Annotated in this window: 17 protein-coding genes; 11 read left to right on the top strand and 6 right to left on the bottom strand. The window is 72.5% G+C overall.

Annotated features, from left to right (window positions below):
* The first annotated feature begins 44 nt into the window (after nt 1-44).
* The 5 genes from LPC08_RS22200 to LPC08_RS22180 are packed head-to-tail and all read left to right on the top strand — an operon-like array spanning nt 45 to nt 7,041.
* Nucleotides 45-2,015, top strand: a complete 1,971-nt coding sequence (locus LPC08_RS22200) for an ABC transporter substrate-binding protein (RefSeq protein ID WP_230450405.1) — start codon at nt 45-47, stop codon at nt 2,013-2,015.
* Nucleotides 2,016-2,062: 47 nt separating this feature from the next.
* Nucleotides 2,063-3,049, top strand: a complete 987-nt coding sequence (locus LPC08_RS22195) for an ABC transporter permease (protein ID WP_230450404.1) — start codon at nt 2,063-2,065, stop codon at nt 3,047-3,049.
* A 7-nt stretch (nt 3,050-3,056) separates the two neighbouring features.
* On the top strand, nt 3,057-4,172 hold the full coding sequence (locus LPC08_RS22190) for an ABC transporter permease (RefSeq protein ID WP_230450403.1): 1,116 nt from the start codon (nt 3,057-3,059) through the stop codon (nt 4,170-4,172).
* A complete protein-coding gene (locus LPC08_RS22185) occupies nt 4,169-5,896 on the top strand; it encodes an ABC transporter ATP-binding protein (RefSeq protein ID WP_230450402.1) in 1,728 nt (575 codons plus the stop codon). The genes LPC08_RS22190 and LPC08_RS22185 overlap by 4 nt, the downstream gene beginning before the upstream one ends.
* Before the next feature lie 5 nt (nt 5,897-5,901).
* Nucleotides 5,902-7,041 carry a mandelate racemase/muconate lactonizing enzyme family protein gene (locus LPC08_RS22180; RefSeq protein ID WP_230450401.1) on the top strand — a complete coding sequence of 380 codons (1,140 nt, stop codon included), beginning with the start codon at nt 5,902-5,904 and terminating at the stop codon, nt 7,039-7,041.
* Nucleotides 7,042-7,136: 95 nt separating this feature from the next.
* Here LPC08_RS22180 and LPC08_RS22175 read toward each other — a convergent pair whose 3' ends face one another.
* On the bottom strand, nt 7,137-7,967 hold the full coding sequence (locus LPC08_RS22175) for an aldo/keto reductase (RefSeq protein WP_230450400.1): 831 nt from the start codon (nt 7,965-7,967) through the stop codon (nt 7,137-7,139).
* Nucleotides 7,968-8,002: 35 nt separating this feature from the next.
* Here LPC08_RS22175 and LPC08_RS22170 point away from each other — a divergent pair, with 35 nt between their 5' ends.
* Both LPC08_RS22170 and LPC08_RS22165 read left to right on the top strand, forming a co-directional pair.
* Nucleotides 8,003-8,629 carry a hypothetical protein gene (locus LPC08_RS22170; protein ID WP_230450399.1) on the top strand — a complete coding sequence of 209 codons (627 nt, stop codon included), beginning with the start codon at nt 8,003-8,005 and terminating at the stop codon, nt 8,627-8,629.
* Nucleotides 8,630-8,780: 151 nt separating this feature from the next.
* On the top strand, nt 8,781-9,632 hold the full coding sequence (locus LPC08_RS22165) for a metallophosphoesterase family protein (protein ID WP_230450398.1): 852 nt from the start codon (nt 8,781-8,783) through the stop codon (nt 9,630-9,632).
* A 10-nt stretch (nt 9,633-9,642) separates the two neighbouring features.
* Here the strand turns inward: LPC08_RS22165 and nth are convergent, their stop codons facing one another.
* Nucleotides 9,643-10,317, bottom strand: a complete 675-nt coding sequence (gene nth / locus LPC08_RS22160) for an endonuclease III (RefSeq protein WP_230450397.1) — start codon at nt 10,315-10,317, stop codon at nt 9,643-9,645.
* Between the two features lie 268 nt (nt 10,318-10,585).
* Between nth and LPC08_RS22155 the strand changes: the two genes are divergently transcribed.
* Nucleotides 10,586-11,116: a DUF2244 domain-containing protein gene (locus LPC08_RS22155; protein WP_230450396.1), complete on the top strand. Its 531-nt coding sequence runs from the start codon at nt 10,586-10,588 to the stop codon at nt 11,114-11,116.
* Nucleotides 11,117-11,330: 214 nt separating this feature from the next.
* Here LPC08_RS22155 and LPC08_RS22150 read toward each other — a convergent pair whose 3' ends face one another.
* Nucleotides 11,331-11,783, bottom strand: coding sequence for a helix-turn-helix domain-containing protein (locus LPC08_RS22150; RefSeq protein WP_230450395.1), 453 nt, complete (start codon nt 11,781-11,783; stop codon nt 11,331-11,333).
* A 197-nt stretch (nt 11,784-11,980) separates the two neighbouring features.
* On the bottom strand, nt 11,981-13,516 hold the full coding sequence (gene lnt / locus LPC08_RS22145; protein ID WP_230450394.1) for an apolipoprotein N-acyltransferase: 1,536 nt from the start codon (nt 13,514-13,516) through the stop codon (nt 11,981-11,983).
* Between the two features lie 168 nt (nt 13,517-13,684).
* On the opposite strand from lnt, the gene LPC08_RS22140 reads away from it, so the two are divergent.
* The gene (locus LPC08_RS22140) at nt 13,685-14,488 is read left to right on the top strand and encodes an EcsC family protein (RefSeq protein ID WP_230450393.1); all 804 of its coding nucleotides are present in this window, start codon (nt 13,685-13,687) and stop codon (nt 14,486-14,488) included.
* Between the two features lie 458 nt (nt 14,489-14,946).
* On the opposite strand, the gene LPC08_RS22135 is transcribed toward LPC08_RS22140, so the two are convergent.
* On the bottom strand, nt 14,947-16,302 hold the full coding sequence (locus LPC08_RS22135; protein ID WP_230450392.1) for an alpha/beta fold hydrolase: 1,356 nt from the start codon (nt 16,300-16,302) through the stop codon (nt 14,947-14,949).
* A gap of 303 nt (nt 16,303-16,605) precedes the next feature.
* Here LPC08_RS22135 and phaR point away from each other — a divergent pair, with 303 nt between their 5' ends.
* A complete protein-coding gene (gene phaR / locus LPC08_RS22130) occupies nt 16,606-17,268 on the top strand; it encodes a polyhydroxyalkanoate synthesis repressor PhaR (RefSeq protein WP_370643265.1) in 663 nt (220 codons plus the stop codon).
* Nucleotides 17,269-17,383: 115 nt separating this feature from the next.
* Nucleotides 17,384-18,661 carry an ABC transporter substrate-binding protein gene (locus tag LPC08_RS22125; protein ID WP_230450391.1) on the top strand — a complete coding sequence of 426 codons (1,278 nt, stop codon included), beginning with the start codon at nt 17,384-17,386 and terminating at the stop codon, nt 18,659-18,661.
* A 613-nt stretch (nt 18,662-19,274) separates the two neighbouring features.
* Here the strand turns inward: LPC08_RS22125 and LPC08_RS22120 are convergent.
* Nucleotides 19,275-20,252, bottom strand: a complete 978-nt coding sequence (locus LPC08_RS22120) for an energy transducer TonB (protein ID WP_230450390.1) — start codon at nt 20,250-20,252, stop codon at nt 19,275-19,277.
* Nucleotides 20,253-20,263: the final 11 nt, after the last annotated feature.

Genomic DNA, 20,263 nt, shown 5'->3' with positions numbered 1-20,263 from the left:
ACATCACGAAGCCCGGGGCCCTGGCCCAGGGCCTGGAGGGAAAGATGTCCGAGTCTGATCGCCGCCCCGGGGCGGCTCGTGACGCGTCCGGTGCGCTCGACCGCCGCCGCCTGCTGCAGGGCGGTGCCGGCGCCGTGGCGCTGGCGCTGGGCTTCCCCGGCGTCCTGCGGGCGCAGGGGGCCGGCAAGGAAGCCCCCGACCTCGCCAAGCTGGTCGCCGACCGCAAGCTGCCGCCGCTCGCCGAGCGCCTGCCCTCCAGCCCGCTGGTCGTCCAGGTGGAGAAGGTCGGCAAGTACGGCGGCGCGCTGCGCCGCGGCCTGCGCGGCTCGGCCGACCACAACGGCATCCTGCGCATCGTCGGCAACCAGGGGCTGGTGCGCTGGAACCTGGCCTTCACCCAGGTGCTTCCCGGCGTCGCCGAGCGTTGGGAGGTGAACCCCGACGCCACCGAATTCACCTTCCACCTGCGCCCCGGCATGCGCTGGTCGGACGGGCACCCCTTCACCGCCGACGACGTGGTCTTCGCCATCGAGGATTGCTGCAAGAACACGGAGCTGTTCCGCTCGCCCCCCAGCGCCATCGTCATCGACAACAAGCCGGGCACGGCGACCAAGATCGACGACGCGACGGTGAAGTTCACCTTCGCCGCCCCCTATGCGCTGTTCCTGGAGACGCTGGCGACGCCGCTGGGCCAGTACCCGACGCTGTTCCCCAAGCACTACGCCTCGCAGTTCCATCCGAAGTTCAACCCGGAGGTGGCGAAGCTGGTGCAGCAGGCCAACCTGTCCGACTGGCCCTCGCTGTTCCGGATCAAGCTGGGCGACGTGGAGATCCCCTCGCGCTGGGGCAACCCGGACAAGCCCGTGCTCGATCCCTGGGTGATCAAGGAGCCCTATACCGGCGGCGCCACCCGCGTGGTGATGGAGCGCAACCCGTACTTCTGGCAGGTCGACCAGGCGGGCAACCAGCTTCCCTACATCGACCGCCTCACGCTGGGCATCTCCCAGGACGTGGAGAGCCTGATGATCGACGCCGTCTCCGGCCGGCTCGACCTCCAGGACCGGCACATCGATTCGCTGCAGAACAAGCCGACCCTGTCGCGCTCCATGCAGCGCGGCGGCTACCGGCTGGTGGAGCTGGTCGCCTCCGGCGCGCAGCAGATGCAGATCTACCTGAACATCACCCACAAGGACCCCGCCATGCGGGCGATGTTCGCGAACAAGGACTTCCGCCAGGCGCTGTCGCTGGGCATCAACCGGGCGGAGCTGATCGAGCTGATCTACCTCGGCCAGTCCGAGCCCTACCAGATGGGCCCGCGCCCGGGGCACCCGTGGTACCACGAGAAGCTGGCGCGGCAGTTCACCCAGTTCGACCAGGCCCAGGCCAACGCCATCCTCGACCGGCTGGGCTACAACCGCCGCGACGGGCAGAACTTCCGCCTGCGCCCGGACGGGCAGAAGGTGTTCTTCGCCATCGACGTGATCCCCGTGCTTTACCCCGACCAGGTGGACGCGCTGGAGCTGGTGAAGCGCCACTGGGCCGCGATCGGGGTGGACATCAAGGTCAACACCATCGAGCGCGCGCTCTACTACACGCGCGGCGACAACAACGACCACGACGCGGCGGTCTGGCCGGGGCCGGGCGGGCTCGACCCCATGCTCGACCCGCGCGACGCCTTCGCCCAGCACACCCAGGGCACGCGCTACGCCATCCCCTGGGCGCAGTGGTACGTCTCGGGCGGCCGCGAGGGGCAGGAGCCGCCGGAGCACCAGAAGCAGCGCATGCGGCTGTTCGACCAGGCGCGCGGCACCGCGGACATGGAGAAGCGCGGCGCGATCATGAAGCAGATCTTCGACATCGCGGCCGAGCAGTTCGAGCCGATCGGGATCTGCCTCGCCGTCAACACCTTCGGCGTCGTCCGCAACAACCTCCAGAACGTGCCGGCGAAGTACCCCAACTCCTGGGCCTGGCCGAATCCCGGCCCGTCCCTGCCGCAGCAGTTCTTCTTCTCCTGACGAGGGACGCCCGGCCGGCGCGGTGAGCGCCGGCCGGGCGGCACGCCATGCTCCGCTTCACGCTCAAGCGCCTCGCCTGGATGATCCCATCGCTGCTGGTGGTGTCCTTCCTGGCCTTCGTGCTGATCCAGCTTCCGCCCGGCGACTACGTCACGACCTATATCGCGACGCTCGCCGCCTCCAACGAGGTGGTGGACCAGAATACCGCCGCCGAGCTGCGCACCCGCTTCGGGCTCGACCAGCCGATGATCGTCCAGTACTGGAAGTGGATCAGCAACATCGTCTTCCGCGGCGATTTCGGCCTGTCCTTCGAATGGCAGCAGCCGGTGAGCGGGCTGATCTGGGAGCGCATGGCGCTGACCCTGGTTCTGACCTTCGCCTCCCTCCTCGTCACCTGGGCGATCGCGCTGCCGCTGGGCGTCTTCTCGGCGGTGAAGAAGTACTCCATCGCCGACTACGTGCTGACCTTCATCAGCTTCGTGGGGCTGGCGGTGCCGTCCTTCCTGCTCGCCGTGGTGCTGATGTACTTCGCGGCGGTCGAATGGGGGCAGGAGGTCGGCGGGCTGTTCTCCGAGGCCTATGTCAACGAGCCCTGGAGCCTCGCCAAGGTCTGGGACCTGATGACCCACCTGTGGATTCCCGTCATCATCCTGGCGGTCTCCGGCACGGCGAGCCTCGTGCGCGTGATGCGGGCGAACATGCTGGACGAGCTGCACCGGCCCTACGTGACCACCGCCCGGGCCAAGGGGCTGTCGGAGTTCCACCTGCTGGTGAAGTACCCGATGCGCCTCGCGCTCAACCCCTTCATCTCCACCATCGCCTGGCTGCTGCCCAACCTCGTCTCGGGCTCCATCATCGTGGCGATCGTGCTGAACCTGCCCACCGCCGGGCCGATGCTGCTGCAGTCGCTGATGAGCCAGGACATGTACCTCGCCGGCGCCTTCGTGCTGCTGATCTGCGCCCTGACCCTGCTGGGCTCGCTGCTCAGCGACATCCTCCTCGCGCTGGCCGACCCGCGCATCCGGCTGGAGTAGCGCCGCCATGTCCGACGCCGTCCTGGATACCGCGAGGCCCGAACGCCTCGCCGTCGCCTCGCAGTGGCAGCTGCTGTGGTGGGCCTTCCGCAAGCACAAGCTCGCCATGGTCGGGCTGGTGGTGACGGTGATCTTCTACATCATCGCCATCATCCCCGGCTTCTTCGCCATCAACGACCCCTCGGCGCAGAACACCCGCGCCGCCTTCCATCCGCCGCAGCGCATCCACTTCATCGACAACGCGGGCAGCTTCGGGCCCTTCGTCTACCCCTCCACGCTCAAGCGCGACCCGGAGACGCTGGAGATGGGCTACGTGCCCGACACGACGCGCAAGGTACCGCTGGTCTTCCTCGGCCGCGGCTATGAATACAGCGTGCTCGGCCTGTTCAGCACCAACATCCACCTCTTCGCCCCCGCCGAGCCCGGGCAGGTGGTGCTGCCGCTGGGGGCCGACCGGCTCGGGCGCTGCGTCTACTCGCGCATCATGCAGGGGGCGCAGATCTCGCTTTCCGTCGGCCTCGTCGGCGTGTTCCTGTCGCTGACGCTGGGCATCCTGCTCGGCGGCATCTCCGGCTACTATGGCGGGCGGGTGGACACGGCGATCCAGAAGGCGATCGAGTTCGTCATCGCGCTGCCCTCCATCCCCATCTGGCTCGCGGCCTCGGCCGCCCTGCCGCATGACTGGCCGGCGACGCTGAACTACTTCATGATCACGGTGATCCTTTCGCTGACCGGCTGGGCCCAGCTCGCCCGCGTGGTGCGCGGCCGCTTCCTGTCGCTGCGGACGGAGGATTTCGTGGCGGCCGCCCGGCTCGACGGGGCGTCGGAGGGGCGGATCATCTTCCGCCACATGCTGCCCTCCTTCGCCTCGCACATCATCGCCTCCGTGACGCTCGCCATCCCCGCGATGATCCTGGCGGAGACCTCGCTCTCCTTCCTCGGCCTCGGCCTGCAACCGCCCACCATCTCCTGGGGCGTGCTGCTGCGCGAGGCGCAGAACATCCGCTCCATCGTCACCGCGCCCTGGCTCTTCGCGCCCGGCGCCGCGGTGGTGCTGGCCGTCATCGCGCTCAACTTCCTGGGGGACGGGCTGCGGGATGCCGCCGACCCGTACAACAAATGAGCAGCATCGCCCTCGACCCGCGTCCCGACGTGCTGCCCGCCTCCGGCCCCAAGGTGGTGCTGGAGGTGCGCGACCTCGTCACCCACTTCCCCGTCCGCAACGGCGTGGTGAAGGCGGTGGACGGGGTCAGCTTCACCCTGCGGCGCGGGCAGACGCTCTGCGTGGTGGGGGAATCCGGCTCGGGCAAGAGCGTCACCGCGCGCTCCATCCTCCAGATCGTGGACCAGCCGGGGAAGATCGTCGGCGGGTCCATGGTGCTGCACCGGCCGGACGGGACATCGGTGGACCTCGCGAAGCTCGACCCCCGCTCCCGCGCGATCCGCGCGGTGCGGGGCAAGGAGATCGCGATGATCTTCCAGGAGCCGATGTCCTCCCTCTCGCCCATCCACACGGTGGGCGACCAGATCATCGAGGTGCTGCGCCTGCATCTCGGCCTGGGCAAGAAGGAGGCGCGCGCCCGCTGCGTCGAGCTGCTGCGCCAGGTGGAGATTCCCAACCCCGAACGGGCGGTGGACCGCTACACCTTCGAGTTCTCCGGCGGCATGCGCCAGCGCGCGATGATCGCCATGGCGCTGGCCTGCAACCCGGACCTGCTCATCGCCGACGAGCCGACGACGGCGCTGGACGTGACCACCCAGGCGGAGATCCTGGACCTCATCAAGCGGCTCCAGACCACGCACGGCATGGCGGTGATGTTCATCACCCACGACATGGGCGTGGTGGCGGAGATCGCCGACGAGGTGCTGGTCATGTACCACGGCAAGGTCGTGGAGAGCGGGCCGGTGGACCAGATCTTCCACGATGCGCGGCACGACTACACGAAGATGCTGATCGGCTCCGTCCTCAAGCTGGAGCACAAGGCGGCGCTGCGGGCCAACCGGCCGCCGGTGGACGACGCGCAGTTGCCCGTGATCCGGGTGAAGGACCTGCGCATGGTCTTCGGCCCGGTGAAGTCGCCCGTGCTGGCGGTGGACGGCGTCTCCTTCGACCTGCGCCCCGGCGAGACGCTGGGGATCGTCGGCGAATCCGGCTCCGGCAAGACGACCATGGGCCGTTGCCTGCTGCGCATGTACGACCCGACGGGCGGGTCCATCGAATACCGCCGCGCCGACGGCTCGGTGGTGGACCTGGTCACCGCGGGCCAGGGCACGCTGAAGCAGATGCGCCGGGAGATCCGCATGATCTTCCAGGACCCGATGTCCTCGCTGAACCCGCGCATGACCGTGGCGCAGATCGTGGGCGAGCCGCTGCTGGTCAACGGCATCGCCAAGGGGCGGGAGCTGGACGAGCGCGTCTCCGCCCTGCTGGAGCAGGTGGGGCTGAAGCCGGAGTGGCGGGAACGCTATCCGCACGCCTTCTCCGGCGGGCAGCGCCAGCGCATCTGCATCGCCCGCGCCATCGCCCTCGACCCGCGGGTGATCGTGGCGGACGAGGCGACCTCCGCGCTCGACGTCTCGCTGCGCTCGCAGATGCTGGACCTGATGATCGGGCTGCAGGACCGCATGAAGCTGAGCTACGTCTTCATCAGCCACGACCTGGGCGTGATCCGCTACATGTGCGACTACGTGGCCGTCATGTACCGCGGCAAGGTCGTGGAGTACGGGGCGACCGAGAAGGTCTGCAACACGCCCGAGCACGCCTATACCCAGGCGTTGCTCTCCGCCATCCCGCGCCCCGACCCGCGCGAGCGGCGGATGCACCAGCGCTTCCGCTACGCGGCCTGACGCCCATGCGCATCGACCGTCTCCGCACCTTCATGACGCGCGACAAGGACCGGCCGCGCGTCATTCTCGCCATCGACACCGACCAGGGCCTCACCGGCTGGGGCGAGTGCTACAACCATGGGCCGGACAAGGCGCTGATCCCGCTGCTGGACTACCTCTCCGGCTTCCTGGCCGGGCAGGACCCGCGGCGGGTGGAGTTCCTGACGCACCACCTGTTGCAGCAGGCGCGCTTCCCGCCGGGGGCGCTGGGGCTGGCGGCCATCTCCGCCATCGACCACGCGCTGTGGGACATCTCGGCCAAGGCGCTGGGCATGCCGGTGTTCCAGCTCCTCGGCGGGCATGTGCGCGACCGGGTGAAGGTCTATGCCGGGGTCTATACCGCGCCGGACCCGCTGCTGGCCCGCGACGAGCTGGCGCGGCTGCGCGAGGCGCACGGCTTCACCGCCTTCAAGCTCAGCCCCTACCGCAACGACATCCACGCCACCCGCTGGGGCGAGGTGGTCCGCACCAGCGCCGAGTACTTCCGTGCCCTGCGCGAGGCGGTGCCGTCGGACACGGAGATCGCCTTCGACGCGCATGCCAAGATCTACGAGCCGGTACAGGCGGCCCAGCTCGGCAACGCGCTCGCCCCCTACGACCCGCTCTTCTTCGAGGAGCCGATCCGGCCGGAGAACTTCGAGGCCTGGGGCGAGCTGAAGCGGGCGCTGACCTGCACGCTGGCGACCGGCGAATCCCTCTACAGCCGCTTCGAGTTCCTGCGGCTGTTGCAGGTGCGCGGCTGCGACATCATCCAGCCCGACATCTGCGTCGTCGGCGGCATCACGGAGATGCGCCGCATCGCCGCCCTGGCCGACGCGCACTACGTCTCCATCGCGCCGCACAACCCGATGGGGCCGCTGGCGACGGCGGTGAACCTGCATTTCTGCGCCAGCCAGCCGGGCTTCCGCTTCCTGGAATACCGGCTGCCGGAGGGCGCGCCCTATGTGCGCGATCCCTACCTGCCGGTCGGCGGCTATCTGGAGCTGCGCCACGACCGCCCGGGCTGGGGCGTGGAGATGGACGAGGCGGTGCTGGCACGCGACGACTACATCCACTGGCAGCGCAAGGTGCCACTGCGCCCGGACGGTTCCACCGGCTACGCGTAGCGGTACCGCGCCATCCCCCGGGGCGGCGTTGCCGGGACACAGCCGCCCGCCCCGGCCGCCTCCCTGGCGGGAATCAGGCGGCCGCCGCGCATCGGTCACAGCATCGCCAGGGCCTGCTTGCGCCTCGGCGGCGGGAAGGCGGTGTCCAGTTCACGCAGATCGGCCTCGGTCAGCGCGACCGCCGGCGCCGCGGCATTGTCGCGCAGGTGGGCGGGATCGCTGGCCTTGGGAATGGCGATCACCCCCGGCCGGCGCAGCACCCAGGCGAGGGCGATGCGGGCGGCGGAGCAGCCATGGCGTGCCGCGACGCGGCGCAGCGCCGCGTCGCGCAACAGCGCACCGCCCTGGCCGACGGGCGAATACGCCATGACGGGCATGCCGCGCCCCTCGCAGAAGGGCAGCAGGTCGAATTCCGGGCCGCGGGCCTGCAGGTTGTAGAGCACCTGGTCGGTGGCGCAGTCCGGCAGGGCGGCGCCCAGCTCCTCCAGCTCGTCGGCATCCAGATTGCTGACGCCCCAGCGGCGGATCAGCCCGCGCTCGCGCAGCCGCTCGAAGCCGGCGACCGTGTCCGCCAGCGGGATGCCGCCGCGCCAGTGCAGCAGGTAGAGGTCCAGCACCGTCACGCGCAGCCGCCTCAGGCTGGCCTCGCAGGCCTGCGTCAGCCGGGCGCCGCCGGCATTGTGCGGGTAGACCTTGCTGACCAGGAAGACCTCGTCGCGGCGGCCGGCGATCGCCTCGGCCACCACCTCCTCGGCGCCGCCATCCGCGTACATCTCCGCCGTGTCGATCAGCGTCAGGCCAAGGTCGAGCCCCAGCCGCAGCGTGGCGGCCTCGGCGCGGCGATCGGCCCCGCGCTCACCCATCTTCCAGCTCCCCTGCCCCAGCGCCGGGACCTTCGTCCCGTCCGGCAGCGTGACGTGTCGCATGGCGAACTCCCCTTCCGCTCCCCACATGGGGGCACATGCGCGCGCCTGTCACCGCCCTCCTCGCCCTGGGCCTTGCCGCCCTGCCCCCCGGCGCGCGGGCGCAACCCGCGCTGGAGGAGGTCGGCTCCTGGCTCACCGGCTGCTCGACCGACCGCATGACCGACCGCGCGGAGTGCCGGATGCTGCACCGCCAGCCGGTGGAGCCGGCCTCGGCCGGCCAGGCGGCGCTGACGCTGGAGGTGATGGAGCGGTCGGGTACGCTGGTGCCGGTGGTCGCCGCCCGCGATCTGACGCTGGAAGGCGCGGCGCGCGGGCTGCTGGCCTTCACCGGCACGGCCCAGCTCCGCTTCCCGCCGAATCGCCTGTTCGAGATGCCCTGCGCCCTGGAAGGCCGCTCGGTGGTCTGTGCCCCGAAGGCCGAGGATGCCGCGCGCGCCGCGGCGGAGCTGGCCGCCGCCGACCGTGCCCTGGTGCGGATGACCGGGCTGCTGCCCGGCGAGCAGGCGCGGGCGGAGCCGGTGGAGCTTCGCCTCTCCCGCACCGGGGACGCCCTGTCGCGGCTGCGCGCCCGCCTGCCGCAGGGTGTCGCCACCCCGCCGCCCGCCCCGGGCTTCGACCTGCGCGACCTGCTGGGGCGCCTGCTGCGCTTCTTCCAGGAATAGGCGGCGGGGCCCGCGTCCGCGGCCGGGCGATCCGCGCGCGTCCCATCGCCAACCGCCTCGGCCCGCGCCATGCTGCCGTGCCCGGCGCGGGCGCAGCGGAGGGGACGGGGCGGATGACCGGCATCCAGGCGGGGCGGCGGGGCTGACGGGCATGGCAGGACCCTTCCGGCTGATCCAGGTCAGCGACACCCATCTCTCCCCACGCCATGCGGGGTTCAACGCGAATTTCGACGTCGTCGCCACGCGGCTCCGCGACGCCCGGCCCGATCTGGTGGTCCATACCGGCGACGTGTCCGCCCATGGCGAGCGCGGCGAGGATCTGGACTTCGCCCGCGCGCGGATGGACGGGCTGGGCCTCGACTGGCTGGCCGTGCCGGGGAACCACGATGTCGGCGACGATCCGGCGATCGCCGTGCGGGACCCGGCGGAATCGGCGCAGGTCACCCGCTGGCGGTCGGCCTTCGGCCCCGATCTCTTCGTGCGCGACGTGCCCGGCTGGCGCCTGGTCGGGCTCGACAGCCTGATCTCCGGCGCCGCGGCGCCGGAGGCGGAGGCGCAGTTCGCGACCCTGGCCGATGCGCTGGCGGGCGCGGGGGACCGGGCGCTGGCGCTCTTCCTGCACAAGCCGCTCTGCTACCGGAGCCTGGACGAGGTCCCGGCCAATCCCTGGTCCGTCCCCCCTGCCCCGCGCCGCCGCATCCTGGAGCTGCTCCGCGGCCACCCGCCGGCCTTCGTCGCCTCCGGCCATGTGCACCAGTGGTGGGACCGCGGCGTGTTCGACGGGCTCCGCCAGATCTGGGCGCCCGCCACCGCCTTCCTGGTCGGCGACCCCTGGCAGCAGCGGGTCGGGGACAAGGTGCTGGGCTATGTCGAGCACGATCTGCACCCCGATGGCCGGCACGAATGCCGGCTGGTGCAACCGGCGGGGCTGGCGGCCCACGACCTGGGGCTGATGCCCGAGGTGTACGGGCCGCAGGCGCATTACGGGCTGGAGGCGGGCTGACCGCCGCCGCTCAGCCCTTCGCCGCGCGCCCGGCGGGCGGGACCAGCACCTTGTCGGTGTAGTTGCAGAAGGCCCGGGCGACGCAGCGCCAGCATTCGGGCAGGCGCGCCTTGCAGACGTAGCGCCCGTGCAGGATCAGCCAGTGGTGCGCGTCGCGCAGCCAGTCCGGCGGGCAACGCTTCACCAGCAGGTCCTCCACCTCCCGCACGTTGCGGCCGGGGGCAAGGCCGGTGCGGTTGCCCAGCCGGAAGATGTGGGTGTCCACGGCCATCGCCGCCTCGCCGAAGGCGACGCTGAGCACCACCGAGGCCGTCTTGCGCCCCACCCCCGGCAGCGCCTCCAGCGCCTCGCGGTCGTCGGGCACCTGGCCGCCATGGCGGTCGAGCAGCATCTGCGACAGGGCGACCACGTTGCGCGCCTTGCCCTGCCACAGCCCGATGCTGCGGATGTGCCGGCCCACCCCCTCCACCCCCAGGGCCACCATGGCGGCCGGATCGCCCGCCGCGGCGAAGAGGCCGCCACGGCTAGGATCGGTCGCCCGGTTCACGGCGGCATCCGTCGTCTGGGCGGAGAGCACCACGGCCACGAGCAGCGTATAGGGGCTGGTGTAGTGCAGCTCCGTCTGCGGCGCGGGATTGGCCGCCCGCAGCGCGCCGAGGAACTCGACGGCCTGTGCAGCGGACATGCGCCGGGCACGTCGCGGCGCCAGGGCGCTGCCGTGCAATGCGGGCACGGGCTTGCGGGGGCGCGCGGCGGGTCCGGCGGTGCCATCGGGGGCCGCGCCGGCCCGGCGCCGGCCGGGCGGGGCCTGCACCGGGCTGGGCCTCTCCGCGGGGGGCGCTTCTCCGGAGGGCGCCTCCGCGGGCGGGGCGGCGGTCCGGGATGCCATGGCGGGCGCGGTCTTCGGGGTTTTCGCTGGCACGGTGCGGCGGGCACCCTATCATGGCGGCGTCATGCCCGTCGATGCGACGACCGAGGAGGCGGCCAGTTTCGAGCCGGTCCTGTTCGAGGCCATCTGCGTGCCGCAGCGCTCCTGGACGCCGCGCGGCTTCGCGATCCTGTCCGGGCTGCTGCTCGGCGCCTCGGGCAGCGCGGCGACCGTCTTCGCCCTGCTGGGCGCCTGGCCGGTGCTCGGCTTCCTCGGGCTGGAGGTGCCGCTGGTACTCGCGCTGGTCGCCCTGCATCACCGCCGTTCCGGCCGCGTCTCGGAGGTGCTGCGGCTGAGCGGCGGCCGGCTGCGGATCAGCCGCACGGACCCGCGGGGACGGCGCGAGGAGGCGAGCCTGGAGCCGTACTGGACGCGGGTCGAGCTGCGGGAGCAGGGCGGCACGGCCGGGCGGCTGCGCCTCACCTGCCGCGGGCGGGCGATCGAGGTGGGGCGCTGCCTGTCGCAGCCGGAGAAGCAGGATCTGGCCCAGGCGCTGGTCGCGGCGCTACGGCTCTATCGCGAGCCCCGCTTCCACAATCCGCAGCTGGAGGGATAGGGACCGGGCAGCCGTTCCGCCGCCGGGCGGCCCACCGTGCTGCGGGGCATGACGATGCGGTCATGCGGCTCGTGGCGGTCTGGCTGGCGCGTCGCGTGCTGCGCCATCCTGTTTGCCGCGTCCCACCTGCCCCGTCCCACGGGGACGAAGCCTTCACGCCCACCCCTCGCTCGCCGGGCGAAGGCGCCCAGGGGCGTGGATCGGGCCGCCTCGGCTAATCCGTCGGGGTGAGGCTCTTGATCAGGTCGAAGACCCGCTTGCGCACCGACGGGTCGGTGATGCGGTAGTAGGCACGCACCAGCTCCAGCGTCTCCCGCCGGTTCAGCGCGTCATCCTCGAAGCCTTCCTGCGCCTCGGCGAAGCCCAGGGCGCGGCTGCGCAGCGCGCCGCCGCTGCCGCCCATGCTGTTGGGCATGTCGTCGAAGAAGAAGCCGATCGGGACGTCGAGGACACGGGCCAGATCGAAGAGGCGCGAGGCGCCGATCCGGTTCACGCCACGCTCGTACTTCTGCACCTGCTGGAAGGTGAGGCCCAGCGCCTCGCCCAGCTTCTCCTGGCTCATCCCGAGCAGCGTGCGGCGCAGGCGCACCCGGCCGCCGACATGGACGTCAATCGGGCTGGGGCGGTGCTCCCGCTCGGTGCGCTCGGCTCCGGTGTCGCTCGGCATCCGCCTCTCCTCTACTCCAGCGGCAAGACCATTCCCGGATCGGGCCAGCTCCGGCCGACGCGTGTCCTTCGTGCCGCGGCTGAACGCAACGGATGTTGTCACGCCGCATTCCTTCCCTTCGTCGTGCACGGAATCTGCAACCGCGCAAACTCTTTGTCAACTCTTTCGAGAAATCTAAATAATGATCCGAAAAGGGCTCAGGTATCGGGGTGGCGCCGCAACCCTGGCGCGAAAGACAGGGCCGTCATCAGAAGGACGAGTGCCCCGGGCAGCCAAAGCCCGTATCGCGAGAAAGGGGTAGCCGGCATTGCCCGTGGCAATGGTGCTACCAGCACCCCGGTCTGGCCCAGCCCAAGCCGGCCCACGAAACGTCCCCGACCGTCCATCACGGCCGAGATGCCGGTCTGGGCCACCCGGGCCATTGGCAATCCCTCCTCGACACTCCGCAGCCGCGCTGCAGCCAAGTGCTGGTAGGGGCCAGCCGAGGTACCGAACCAGGCATCGTTCGTGATGTTGGTGAGCCACTCTGGGCGACTGGCGGACACGACCGCGCCGGGAAAGATCACTTCGTAACAAATCAGCGGCGAAAAGCCTGGTAGCCCTCCCACGTCGACAGTGACCGGTCCCGCACCGGCCGTGAAATCCATGCCACCACGAATGACACGGAGAGGTAACAATCCGGAGAGCGGCATGTACTCGCCGAACGGGACAAGATGGCTCTTGTCGTAGCGCCCGAGAATATCCCCCGTCGCATCGAGGGCCACCAGGCTGTTGAACACTGCGCGAGCCCGGCCATCCGGCTCCAGTTCCGCCCGCACCGACCCGGCGAGCAGCACGCCGTCCGCCGGCAGGGCGGCGGCGGCGAATCGCCGTGCCTCCGCATCCTCGTTCAGCAGGAAGGGGCTGGCCGTCTCCGGCCAGATCGCCACCGCCCGCGTGCCCGGGGCCTGCGCCGCCGCCTCGGCCACCCCGTCACGCGTCAGCTCCAGATAGCGGCGGAAGATCGGCCAGCGCGTCTCCGGCCGCCACTTCATCTCCTGGCCGATGTTGCCCTGCACCAGCACCAGGGAGATCGGGTGGGGCGCCGGCTCCTCGGGCCACAGCCGCGCCAGGCCGAACAGGCCGAAGGCCACCAGCCCCGCCGCGGCCCCCAGCCAGCCCCGCCTCCCCCCCAGCGGCGCGCAGGCCAGCAGCACGGTGACCAGGGACAGGCCATGCACCCCGATCCAGGCCGCGCCCTGCAGCGGCAGCGCATCAAAGGCCCAGGCGGTGCCCAGCAGGTTCCAGGGGAAGCCCGTGAAGGCCCAGCCGCGCAGCATTTCCGCCCCGACCCAGGCCGCCGCGAAGCCCGTCACCCGCCGCCAGCCGGCCGGCGCCCCCCAGGCGGCCAGCGCGGGCAGCACGGAGAAGGCGCCCATCGGCAGCGCCAGCGCCGGGACGGCCAGGGGCACCAGCCACCAGAGCCGGTCGGCCTCCGTCAGGATCGCCTCGGTGATCCAGTAGAGGCCGGCGAGCTGGAAACCCCAGCCCCAGGCCAGCCCGACCAGCGCCGCCCGCTTCCGGTCCGGGGCATGCGCCGCCAGCCACAGGAAGCCCGGCAGCGTCAGCCAGAGCACCGGCAGCAGATGCACCGGCGGCATGGCGAGCGCGCTCAGCGCCCCCAGGCCGACCGCGGTGGCCGGGGCGCGCCAGCCGCGCCGCCCCTCGAGATGTCGAAGGATTCGGGAGAACACGCGCCGCACCTGCCGGGATTGGATGGGCCGGGAATGGTGGGGTCGCACCTACCGGTGGGTGGCGAGAGCGGCAAGCCATGGCGGGCCGGCCCCCGCCACCGCGCGCATGGCGGACAGGTGGCGCGCGGGCCCTGCAACCCGTCCGCCCCGTCACCATTTCTGCTGGCCATGAGCCAGACCCTGCCCACCCCCCTGCCATTGACCGCGGAGGCGCGCGCGGAACTCGCCGAGGCCGTCCGTGTCCTGGAGAACCCCTCCCTCGCGGCCCGTCTGGCGGCGCTGGCCGGCACGCCGGTCGAGGCGCTGAAGTCCCGCCTGCCGGACTTCCTGCAGCGCGGCGTGGAGGGAGCGGTCCAGCGCGCCGTCGAGGCGGCCTGGAGCGCGGCGGTGCGCAGCCATCCCGGCCGCGCGCCGCATGGCCTGACGCCGGACTGGCTGCATCGCGGCCTGGCAGCGGCCGCCGGCGCGGCCGGTGGCGCCTTCGGCCTGCCCGGCACCCTGACCGAGCTGCCGATCTCCACCACGATCCTGCTGCGCCAGATCGCGTCCGAGGCGGCCGACCAGGGGGAGGACCCCTCCACCCCGGCGGTGCGGGCCGAATGCCTGAAGGTCTTCGCCCTGGGTGGGGAATCCTCGGCCGACGACATGGCCAAGGTGGGCTACTTCGCCTCGCGCCTCGCGCTCGCGCAGTTGCTGCCCAACGCGGCGGCCAACCTGACCGCCACCGTGCTGCCCGGCTTCCTGGCCAGCATCGCCGGACGCTTCATGGGCGCGGTGGGACTGAAGCTCTCGGCCCAGTCCGTGCCGGTGATCGGCGCCGCGGCCGGGGCCGCCATCAACCTCGCCTTCCTCGAACACTTCCGCAGCATCGCGCGGGCCCACTTCACCGTGCGTCGGCTGGAGGCAACCTACGGGAGCGACACCATCCGCGCCGCCTACGACAGCCTGCAGGACGCCCGCATGGCAGCCTGATCCAGGCCAGGACCCCCGGCCGGCGCGGCCGACCGGAACGCTCCGCCATCCACGCGGTGTGTCGTCTACCCCATACCTTATATTCATTGCGCGTGGCGTAATGCATCGCCGTCTGCCGGCGTGGGACCCGTTCCCCGGGGGCAAGGCGCTGCCTCGCCCCCGGTCCCCCACTCCGCCAGGACCCTGCGGGCCCTGGACCCGGTGGGCGCTGCCGCGCGGATGACTGCGACGGGGTCGAGGCGCCGAGGAGCCATGCTCCTCGGCGGGTACGGCCGCAGCATTCGCTGACGCCCTCTGAAAGCTTTCTTCAGAGTCCCGCCTGTCCGCGCTCCGTCAGGGTTCAGCCCGCAGGCTGACACCCACCGCGAAGAGCCAACTCCCAGCGGGGTCCGGGGCCCGCTTGTGGCCCCGGTGGAGGGGGCTACGGGGGAGGCAACGCCTCCCCCGGGCCACGGCCGCTACGTTCCGCCAACGCGGCGCCGCGTGCGGCGGGCCGCAGGGCGCGACGGGGTGTTGAGTGAGCCGAGCCAGGCGGCCAGCGGGCGCCACAGCGCCGCCTCGGCGTTGCGGCCGGCGACCATGCCGATATGGCCGGCCTCCGCCTCGTGGCGCACGGCCTGGGGCAGGCGGTCGGCCAGGGCGCGGGCGCTTTCCGGCGGCACCAGCCGGTCGCGGTGGGGGATGGCCACGAAGGTGGGGCCGTGCCAGCCGGCGGGATCCACCGTCGCGCCGGCCACCCGCCATTGCCCCCGTGCCGGGGTATTGGCGCCGTACCAGCCGCCCAGCGCCTCCCGCGCCACGGGAGCCGGCAGCGGCACGCCGTCGTTCAGCCAGTCCTCCAGTGCCACGAAGTGCCGGGCTGCCTCGCTCTGCGGGTCGAAAGCGGCGAAGGCGCGGAACTTTGCGGCGATGCCGAAGGGGTCGAGGCTGGCGAACATCGCCTGCAGCATCGCGTCCGGCAGGGCGCCGGTGGCGCGCAGCACCGGCTCCAGAACCGGCAGCAGCGCCGCGGCGAGGCGCGCCCGCTCCTCCGCCCCGCCGGCCCAGAAATCCCAGGGCGTGGCGAGCAGGGCCAGGCCGCGCACCTGCCGTGGCTGCCGCAGCGCCGCGGCCAGGGCCAGCATCCCGCCCATGCAGTAGCCGGCCAGGACCACCGGGCCGCCTGTCGCCGCCACGGCGGCGGCGATGGCCTGTTCCAGCCGGCCGGCGATCCAGCCGGTCAGGTCCAGCCCGCGCTCGACCTCGCCCGGCTCGCCCCAATCGAGCAGCAGCGGATGGATGCCGGCCTCCGACAGCCAGCCGAGCAGGGAATGGCCGGGCATCAGGTCCAGCACCTCCGCGCGGTTGACGAGGGACGGCACGACCAGCAGCGCGGGCCGGCCGCGCTGGGGCCCGCCACCGGGGAGGGCGCCCGGGGGGCCGTGATCCAGCAGGCGGCTGGCGCCCTCATGCCACAGCACCGGCCGCTCCGGCGCGGCACGGCGATAGGGGTGGCGCTGGTAGGCAGCGAGGCCCTGGAACAGCGCCGCATCCTGCGCGGCAAGCCGCTGCGCCACCGCGGCCTGCAGCTCGGCGACGCTATGTCCCGCCGCGTCCAGGGCGTCGAGCAGGCGCCGCGCCTCCGTCCGGCCCTGGGGCGAGACGGGCCAGCCGCTGCTCCAGCTCTGCCACGCGGCCGAGGAGCTCGTCGATCCGCCGTTCCATGCCAGGCTGCCCGGCGGCAGCAGCCCCGGCGCCAGGGTCCCCAGCGCCGTCCAGTTGCGCAGCGTCGACAGGCCCAGATGCAGCGGCAGCGGCGCGCGGCGGGGCCTCAAGACCTGCCCCCCGCGGCATCGGCGGGACCCCCGCGCCCCCCAGCGACGCCATCAGCCGCGACAGTTCCATGCGAGTCGCCCAGCCCGTGATCTCCGACTGCCACAACGCGATCCATTCCTCGGCGAGGCGCTCCAGCGGCGCGTCCCCTTCCCGCGAGCCGGTCATGCCTCTCTCCCTGCCCCCCTTCGTCCGACGCTGGCTTCCGGCGCCGGCACCCTGGCGCAGGCCTGCCGGAACGGCACCCTTTCGCAGTGCGGCGAGGCGGGGCTAGCATGCCGCAGCAAACGCTGGGAGCCGCTCCGATGGTCGAGGATACGAAGTCGCGGGCCAAAGGCGAGCCAGCCGAGAAGGTTGCGGCAGACGCCCCGGCGATGCCGCCGGTGGTGGTGAAGAAATACGCCAACCGCCGCCTCTACAATACCGAGAGCAGCAGCTACGTCACGCTGGAGGATCTGGCCGGCATGGTCCGGCGCGGGCGCGACTTCGTCGTCTACGACGCCAAGTCGGGCGAGGACATCACCCGCTCCGTGCTGACGCAGATCATCGTCGAGGAGGAGGCCAAGGGCCGCAACCTGCTGCCCACCCCCTTCCTGCGCCAGCTCATCGGCCTGTACGGCGACAGCCTGCAATCGCTGGTGCCGCGCTACCTGGAATTCGCCATGGGTGGCTTCGCCCAGCAGCAGGAGCAGATGCGCCGCGCCATGACCACGCCGATGGCCGGCGCCATGACCAGCCCGATGGGCGGTCTGAACCCCTTCAGCGGCCCCTTCGGCAATCTCGAGGAGCTGGGCAAGCAGAACATGGCGATGCTGGAGCGGGCCATGAGCCTGTTCAGCCCCTTCCCGGTGTCGCGGCGCGAGAACGAGCCGGCCGAGGCGGCCGAGGGCGAGGTCGCGGCGCTGCGCCAGGAGATCGCGGCGCTGAAGGCGGAGCTGAACGCGGTGCGCGCCGCCCGCAAGGACTGACGCCCGGACCGCCGCCGCCCGCCCTTGCTGGCAGGGCGGCGTCCGCTCGCCTAGGATGCGGCCAGGATCGCCCCGGCCGGCAGGGCCGGAGGTCGCGCCGAGCGAAGGAAATGCCATGTCCAGCCAGACGGAAGAACCGGCCCGCCCCTCCATCCGGCCGGATGGCCTGACGACGACGCGCCGCGCGACGCTGGGCCTGCTGGCCGCCGGCGGAACCCTGCTGGCCGCGCCCGCCCTGGTCCGCGCCGAGGTGCCGGGCAACCTGGTGAAGGTCGGCGTGCTCTCCGACATGTCCGGTCCCTTCGCCGACCAGGCCGGGCCGGGCTCCGTCGTCTCGGCGAAGCTGGCGGCGGATGACTTCGCCGCCGAGGCGGGGGGGCTGAAGGTCGAGATCGTCTCGGCCGACCACCAGAACAAGCCGGACATCGGCGTCGCCACCGCGCGACGCTGGGTGGACACGGAGGGCGTCGGCGCGGTGGTCGACCTCGCCAACTCCGCCGTGGGGCTCGGCGTCTCCGACCTGATGCGCGAGAAGAAGCGCGTCGCGCTGGCCTCCTCGACCGCCACCTCGGACCTGACCGGCCGCGCCTGCTCGCCCAACACGGTGCAGTGGGTGACGGACACCTGGGCGCAGGCGAACGGCGTCGTCACCGGCACCATGCGCCAGGGCGGCGACAGCTGGTTCTTCCTGACCGTGGACTACGCGCTGGGCCACACGCTGGAGCGCGACGCGGCCGAGGCGGTGAAGCGCCAGGGCGGCAAGGTGATGGGCCAGGTGCGGCACCCGCTGAACACCGCCGACCTCTCCGCCTTCCTGCTCCAGGCGCAGTCCTCCGGCGCCAAGGTCTTCGCCCTGGCCAATACCGGCTCGGACGTCATCAACGCCATCAAGCAGGCGGCGGAGTTCGGCGTGCTGCGCCGCGGCCGCTCGCTGGCGGCACTGTTCATCCAGCTCTCCGACATCCACGCGCTGGGGTTGCAGGCGGCGCAGGGGCTGCTGCTGTGCGAGGCGTTCTACTGGGACCTGGACGCGAAGACCCGTGCCTGGAGCGACCGCTTCTCTGCCCAGATGGGCGGGCGACGCCCCACCATGAACCACGCCGGCGTCTACTCCGCGACCCTGGCCTACCTGCGCGGCGTGCGCGAGGCGAAGACCCTGGACGGCGAGACGGTGGTGACGGCGATGCGCGCCAAGCCGATCGACGATCCGCTGTTCGGTGAGGTCACCATCCGCCAGGACGGCCGCGCGGTGCACGCCATGCACCTGTTCCGGGTGAAGAAGCCCGCCGACAGCCGTGGCGCCTGGGACTACTACGAGAAGCTGGAAACCATCGCCCCCGACCAGGCCTTCCGCCCCCTCGACCAGGGCGGCTGCCCGCTGATCCGGAGCTGACGGGCACGCCGACCGCCTTCGCAGCCTCATACCAGCGGCTGGATGACCTGGCCTGTCTGTCATGGTCCGGCGGGGGACCGGGAGGGGACGCCGTCCCCTCCCAGACCCTCCCCTGCCGGGGCCACAAGCGGGCCCCGGACCCCGCTGGGAGTCTGGTGCTGCGCGGTAGGCGTCAGCCTGCGGGCTGAACCCTGACGGCGCGCGGACAGGTGGGACTCTGAAGAAGCTTCAGAGGGCGTCAGCGAGTGCGGAGGCCGTGCTCGCCGAGGAGCCAAGCTCCTCGGCGCCTCGACCCCGTGTCAGGCTGTCCCGCGGCAGCGCTGATCGGGTCCAGGGCCCGCAGGGTCCTGGCGGAGTGGGGGTACGGGGGCGAGGCAGAGCCTTGCCCCCGGGCCACGCGCACACCCCGCGCCGGCACGGATCACGGCATCCCACCGCCCGTATCAGTTCGGGTGTCCGGGGAAAGGCTCTGTCTTGCCCTGATCCCTCTCATCCGGCGGGAGCAGGGTCCCTGCGCCCCCGTTCATGAAGGCGGGGCATGCCGTGGGGCGTCGCTCTCCTGGCGGATACGGCAGTGGCGTGGTGCCGACCCTCCGCGGCGCTCCGGACCGGGTCAGCGCTGGGTCAGGGAGAAGCGGATCGGCACGGTCAGGGTGATCGGGTCGCCATCCACCTCGGCCGGGACGCCGGGCAGCGAGGCGCGCTGCACGGTGTTGACCGCGGCGCTGTCCAGTTCCTCGTCGCCGCTGGAGCGTGCCAGGCGGGCGGAGACCAGCTCGCCGTCGCGCCGCATCACGAAGGTGACCTGGGCGATGCCCTCGGCCCGGCGCTGGCGGGCGCTCAGCGGATAGAACTGGGCCCGCCGCAGGGCGGCCGCGATGGCCGAGGTCCAGCTGGGCGGGGCGGAGGCCAGGCTGCCCGAGGCGGCACGGCGCGGCGCCGGCGCCGCGGCGACGGGGGCCTGGGGTGCCGGCGAGGCGGCGGGCGCCTCTGGTGCGGCGGCAACCGGCGGGGCGGGGCGCGGCGGGGCCGGCCGGGGTGGCGCGGGGCGGGGCGGCGGCGTGGGGGCCGGGCGCGGCGGCGGCGGGGGTGGCGGGGGCGCGGGGGGCGGCGGGGGCAACGGCTCCAGCGCCTCGGCCATCTCCGGCTCGGGCTCCGGGGTGGGCTCCGGCGGCGGCGGCTCGACCGCGGCAACCGTGTCGGGCGGCGGGGGCGGCGCCAGCGGGGGCGGTTCGACCGGCTGCACCGGGGGCGGGGGCTCCGCCGTCTGGACGGGGGGCGGCGGCTCGGTCCGCTGCATGGGGGGCGGCTCCGCCGTCTGCACCGGCGGCGGGGGCTGCGCCGGCTGGACCGGGGGCGGCGGCTCGGCGGCGCTGGTCGTCGCCGGCGCCGCGGCGGCGGCCACCTCCTCCGCCACCGGGGCCGCATCCGCCGGCGTGGCGGCCTCGGCCGCGGGTGCGGCGGCGATCTCGACCGGCATCTCCTCCGCCACCGGATCGGCCGGAGGTGGGGGCAGGAACAGGGCGCCGGCGGCCGCCCCGTGCAGCAGCACGGAGACGCCCCAGCCGATGGCGCGGGCGCGGCCGGACATGGCGTCCCGGT

It is taken from the genome of Roseomonas sp. OT10 (assembly GCF_020991085.1).
In the GTDB taxonomy this organism is placed as follows: Bacteria; Pseudomonadota; Alphaproteobacteria; order Acetobacterales; family Acetobacteraceae; genus Roseomonas; species Roseomonas cutis.
The sequence above is the reverse complement of the archived record's forward strand: the minus strand, read 5'-3'. Positions and strand labels throughout refer to the sequence as shown.

Excerpts from the sequence above, each read along its gene's own strand:
- LPC08_RS22155 (WP_230450396.1), top strand. The coding sequence starts at position 10,586 with ATGCCCGTCGATGCGACGACCGAGGAGGCGGCCAGTTTCGAGCCGGTC.
- LPC08_RS22165 (WP_230450398.1), top strand. The coding sequence starts at position 8,781 with ATGGCAGGACCCTTCCGGCTGATCCAGGTCAGCGACACCCATCTCTCC.
- LPC08_RS22170 (WP_230450399.1), top strand. The coding sequence starts at position 8,003 with ATGCGCGCGCCTGTCACCGCCCTCCTCGCCCTGGGCCTTGCCGCCCTG.
- LPC08_RS22195 (WP_230450404.1), top strand. The coding sequence starts at position 2,063 with ATGCTCCGCTTCACGCTCAAGCGCCTCGCCTGGATGATCCCATCGCTG.
- LPC08_RS22150 (WP_230450395.1), bottom strand. The coding sequence starts at position 11,783 with ATGCCGAGCGACACCGGAGCCGAGCGCACCGAGCGGGAGCACCGCCCC.
- LPC08_RS22140 (WP_230450393.1), top strand. The coding sequence starts at position 13,685 with ATGAGCCAGACCCTGCCCACCCCCCTGCCATTGACCGCGGAGGCGCGC.
- LPC08_RS22180 (WP_230450401.1), top strand. The coding sequence starts at position 5,902 with ATGCGCATCGACCGTCTCCGCACCTTCATGACGCGCGACAAGGACCGG.
- LPC08_RS22125 (WP_230450391.1), top strand. The coding sequence starts at position 17,384 with ATGTCCAGCCAGACGGAAGAACCGGCCCGCCCCTCCATCCGGCCGGAT.
- LPC08_RS22200 (WP_230450405.1), top strand. The coding sequence starts at position 45 with ATGTCCGAGTCTGATCGCCGCCCCGGGGCGGCTCGTGACGCGTCCGGT.
- LPC08_RS22185 (WP_230450402.1), top strand. The coding sequence starts at position 4,169 with ATGAGCAGCATCGCCCTCGACCCGCGTCCCGACGTGCTGCCCGCCTCC.
- LPC08_RS22120 (WP_230450390.1), bottom strand. The coding sequence starts at position 20,252 with ATGTCCGGCCGCGCCCGCGCCATCGGCTGGGGCGTCTCCGTGCTGCTG.
- LPC08_RS22190 (WP_230450403.1), top strand. The coding sequence starts at position 3,057 with ATGTCCGACGCCGTCCTGGATACCGCGAGGCCCGAACGCCTCGCCGTC.
- phaR (WP_370643265.1), top strand. The coding sequence starts at position 16,606 with ATGGTCGAGGATACGAAGTCGCGGGCCAAAGGCGAGCCAGCCGAGAAG.
- nth (WP_230450397.1), bottom strand. The coding sequence starts at position 10,317 with ATGTCCGCTGCACAGGCCGTCGAGTTCCTCGGCGCGCTGCGGGCGGCC.
- LPC08_RS22175 (WP_230450400.1), bottom strand. The coding sequence starts at position 7,967 with ATGCGACACGTCACGCTGCCGGACGGGACGAAGGTCCCGGCGCTGGGG.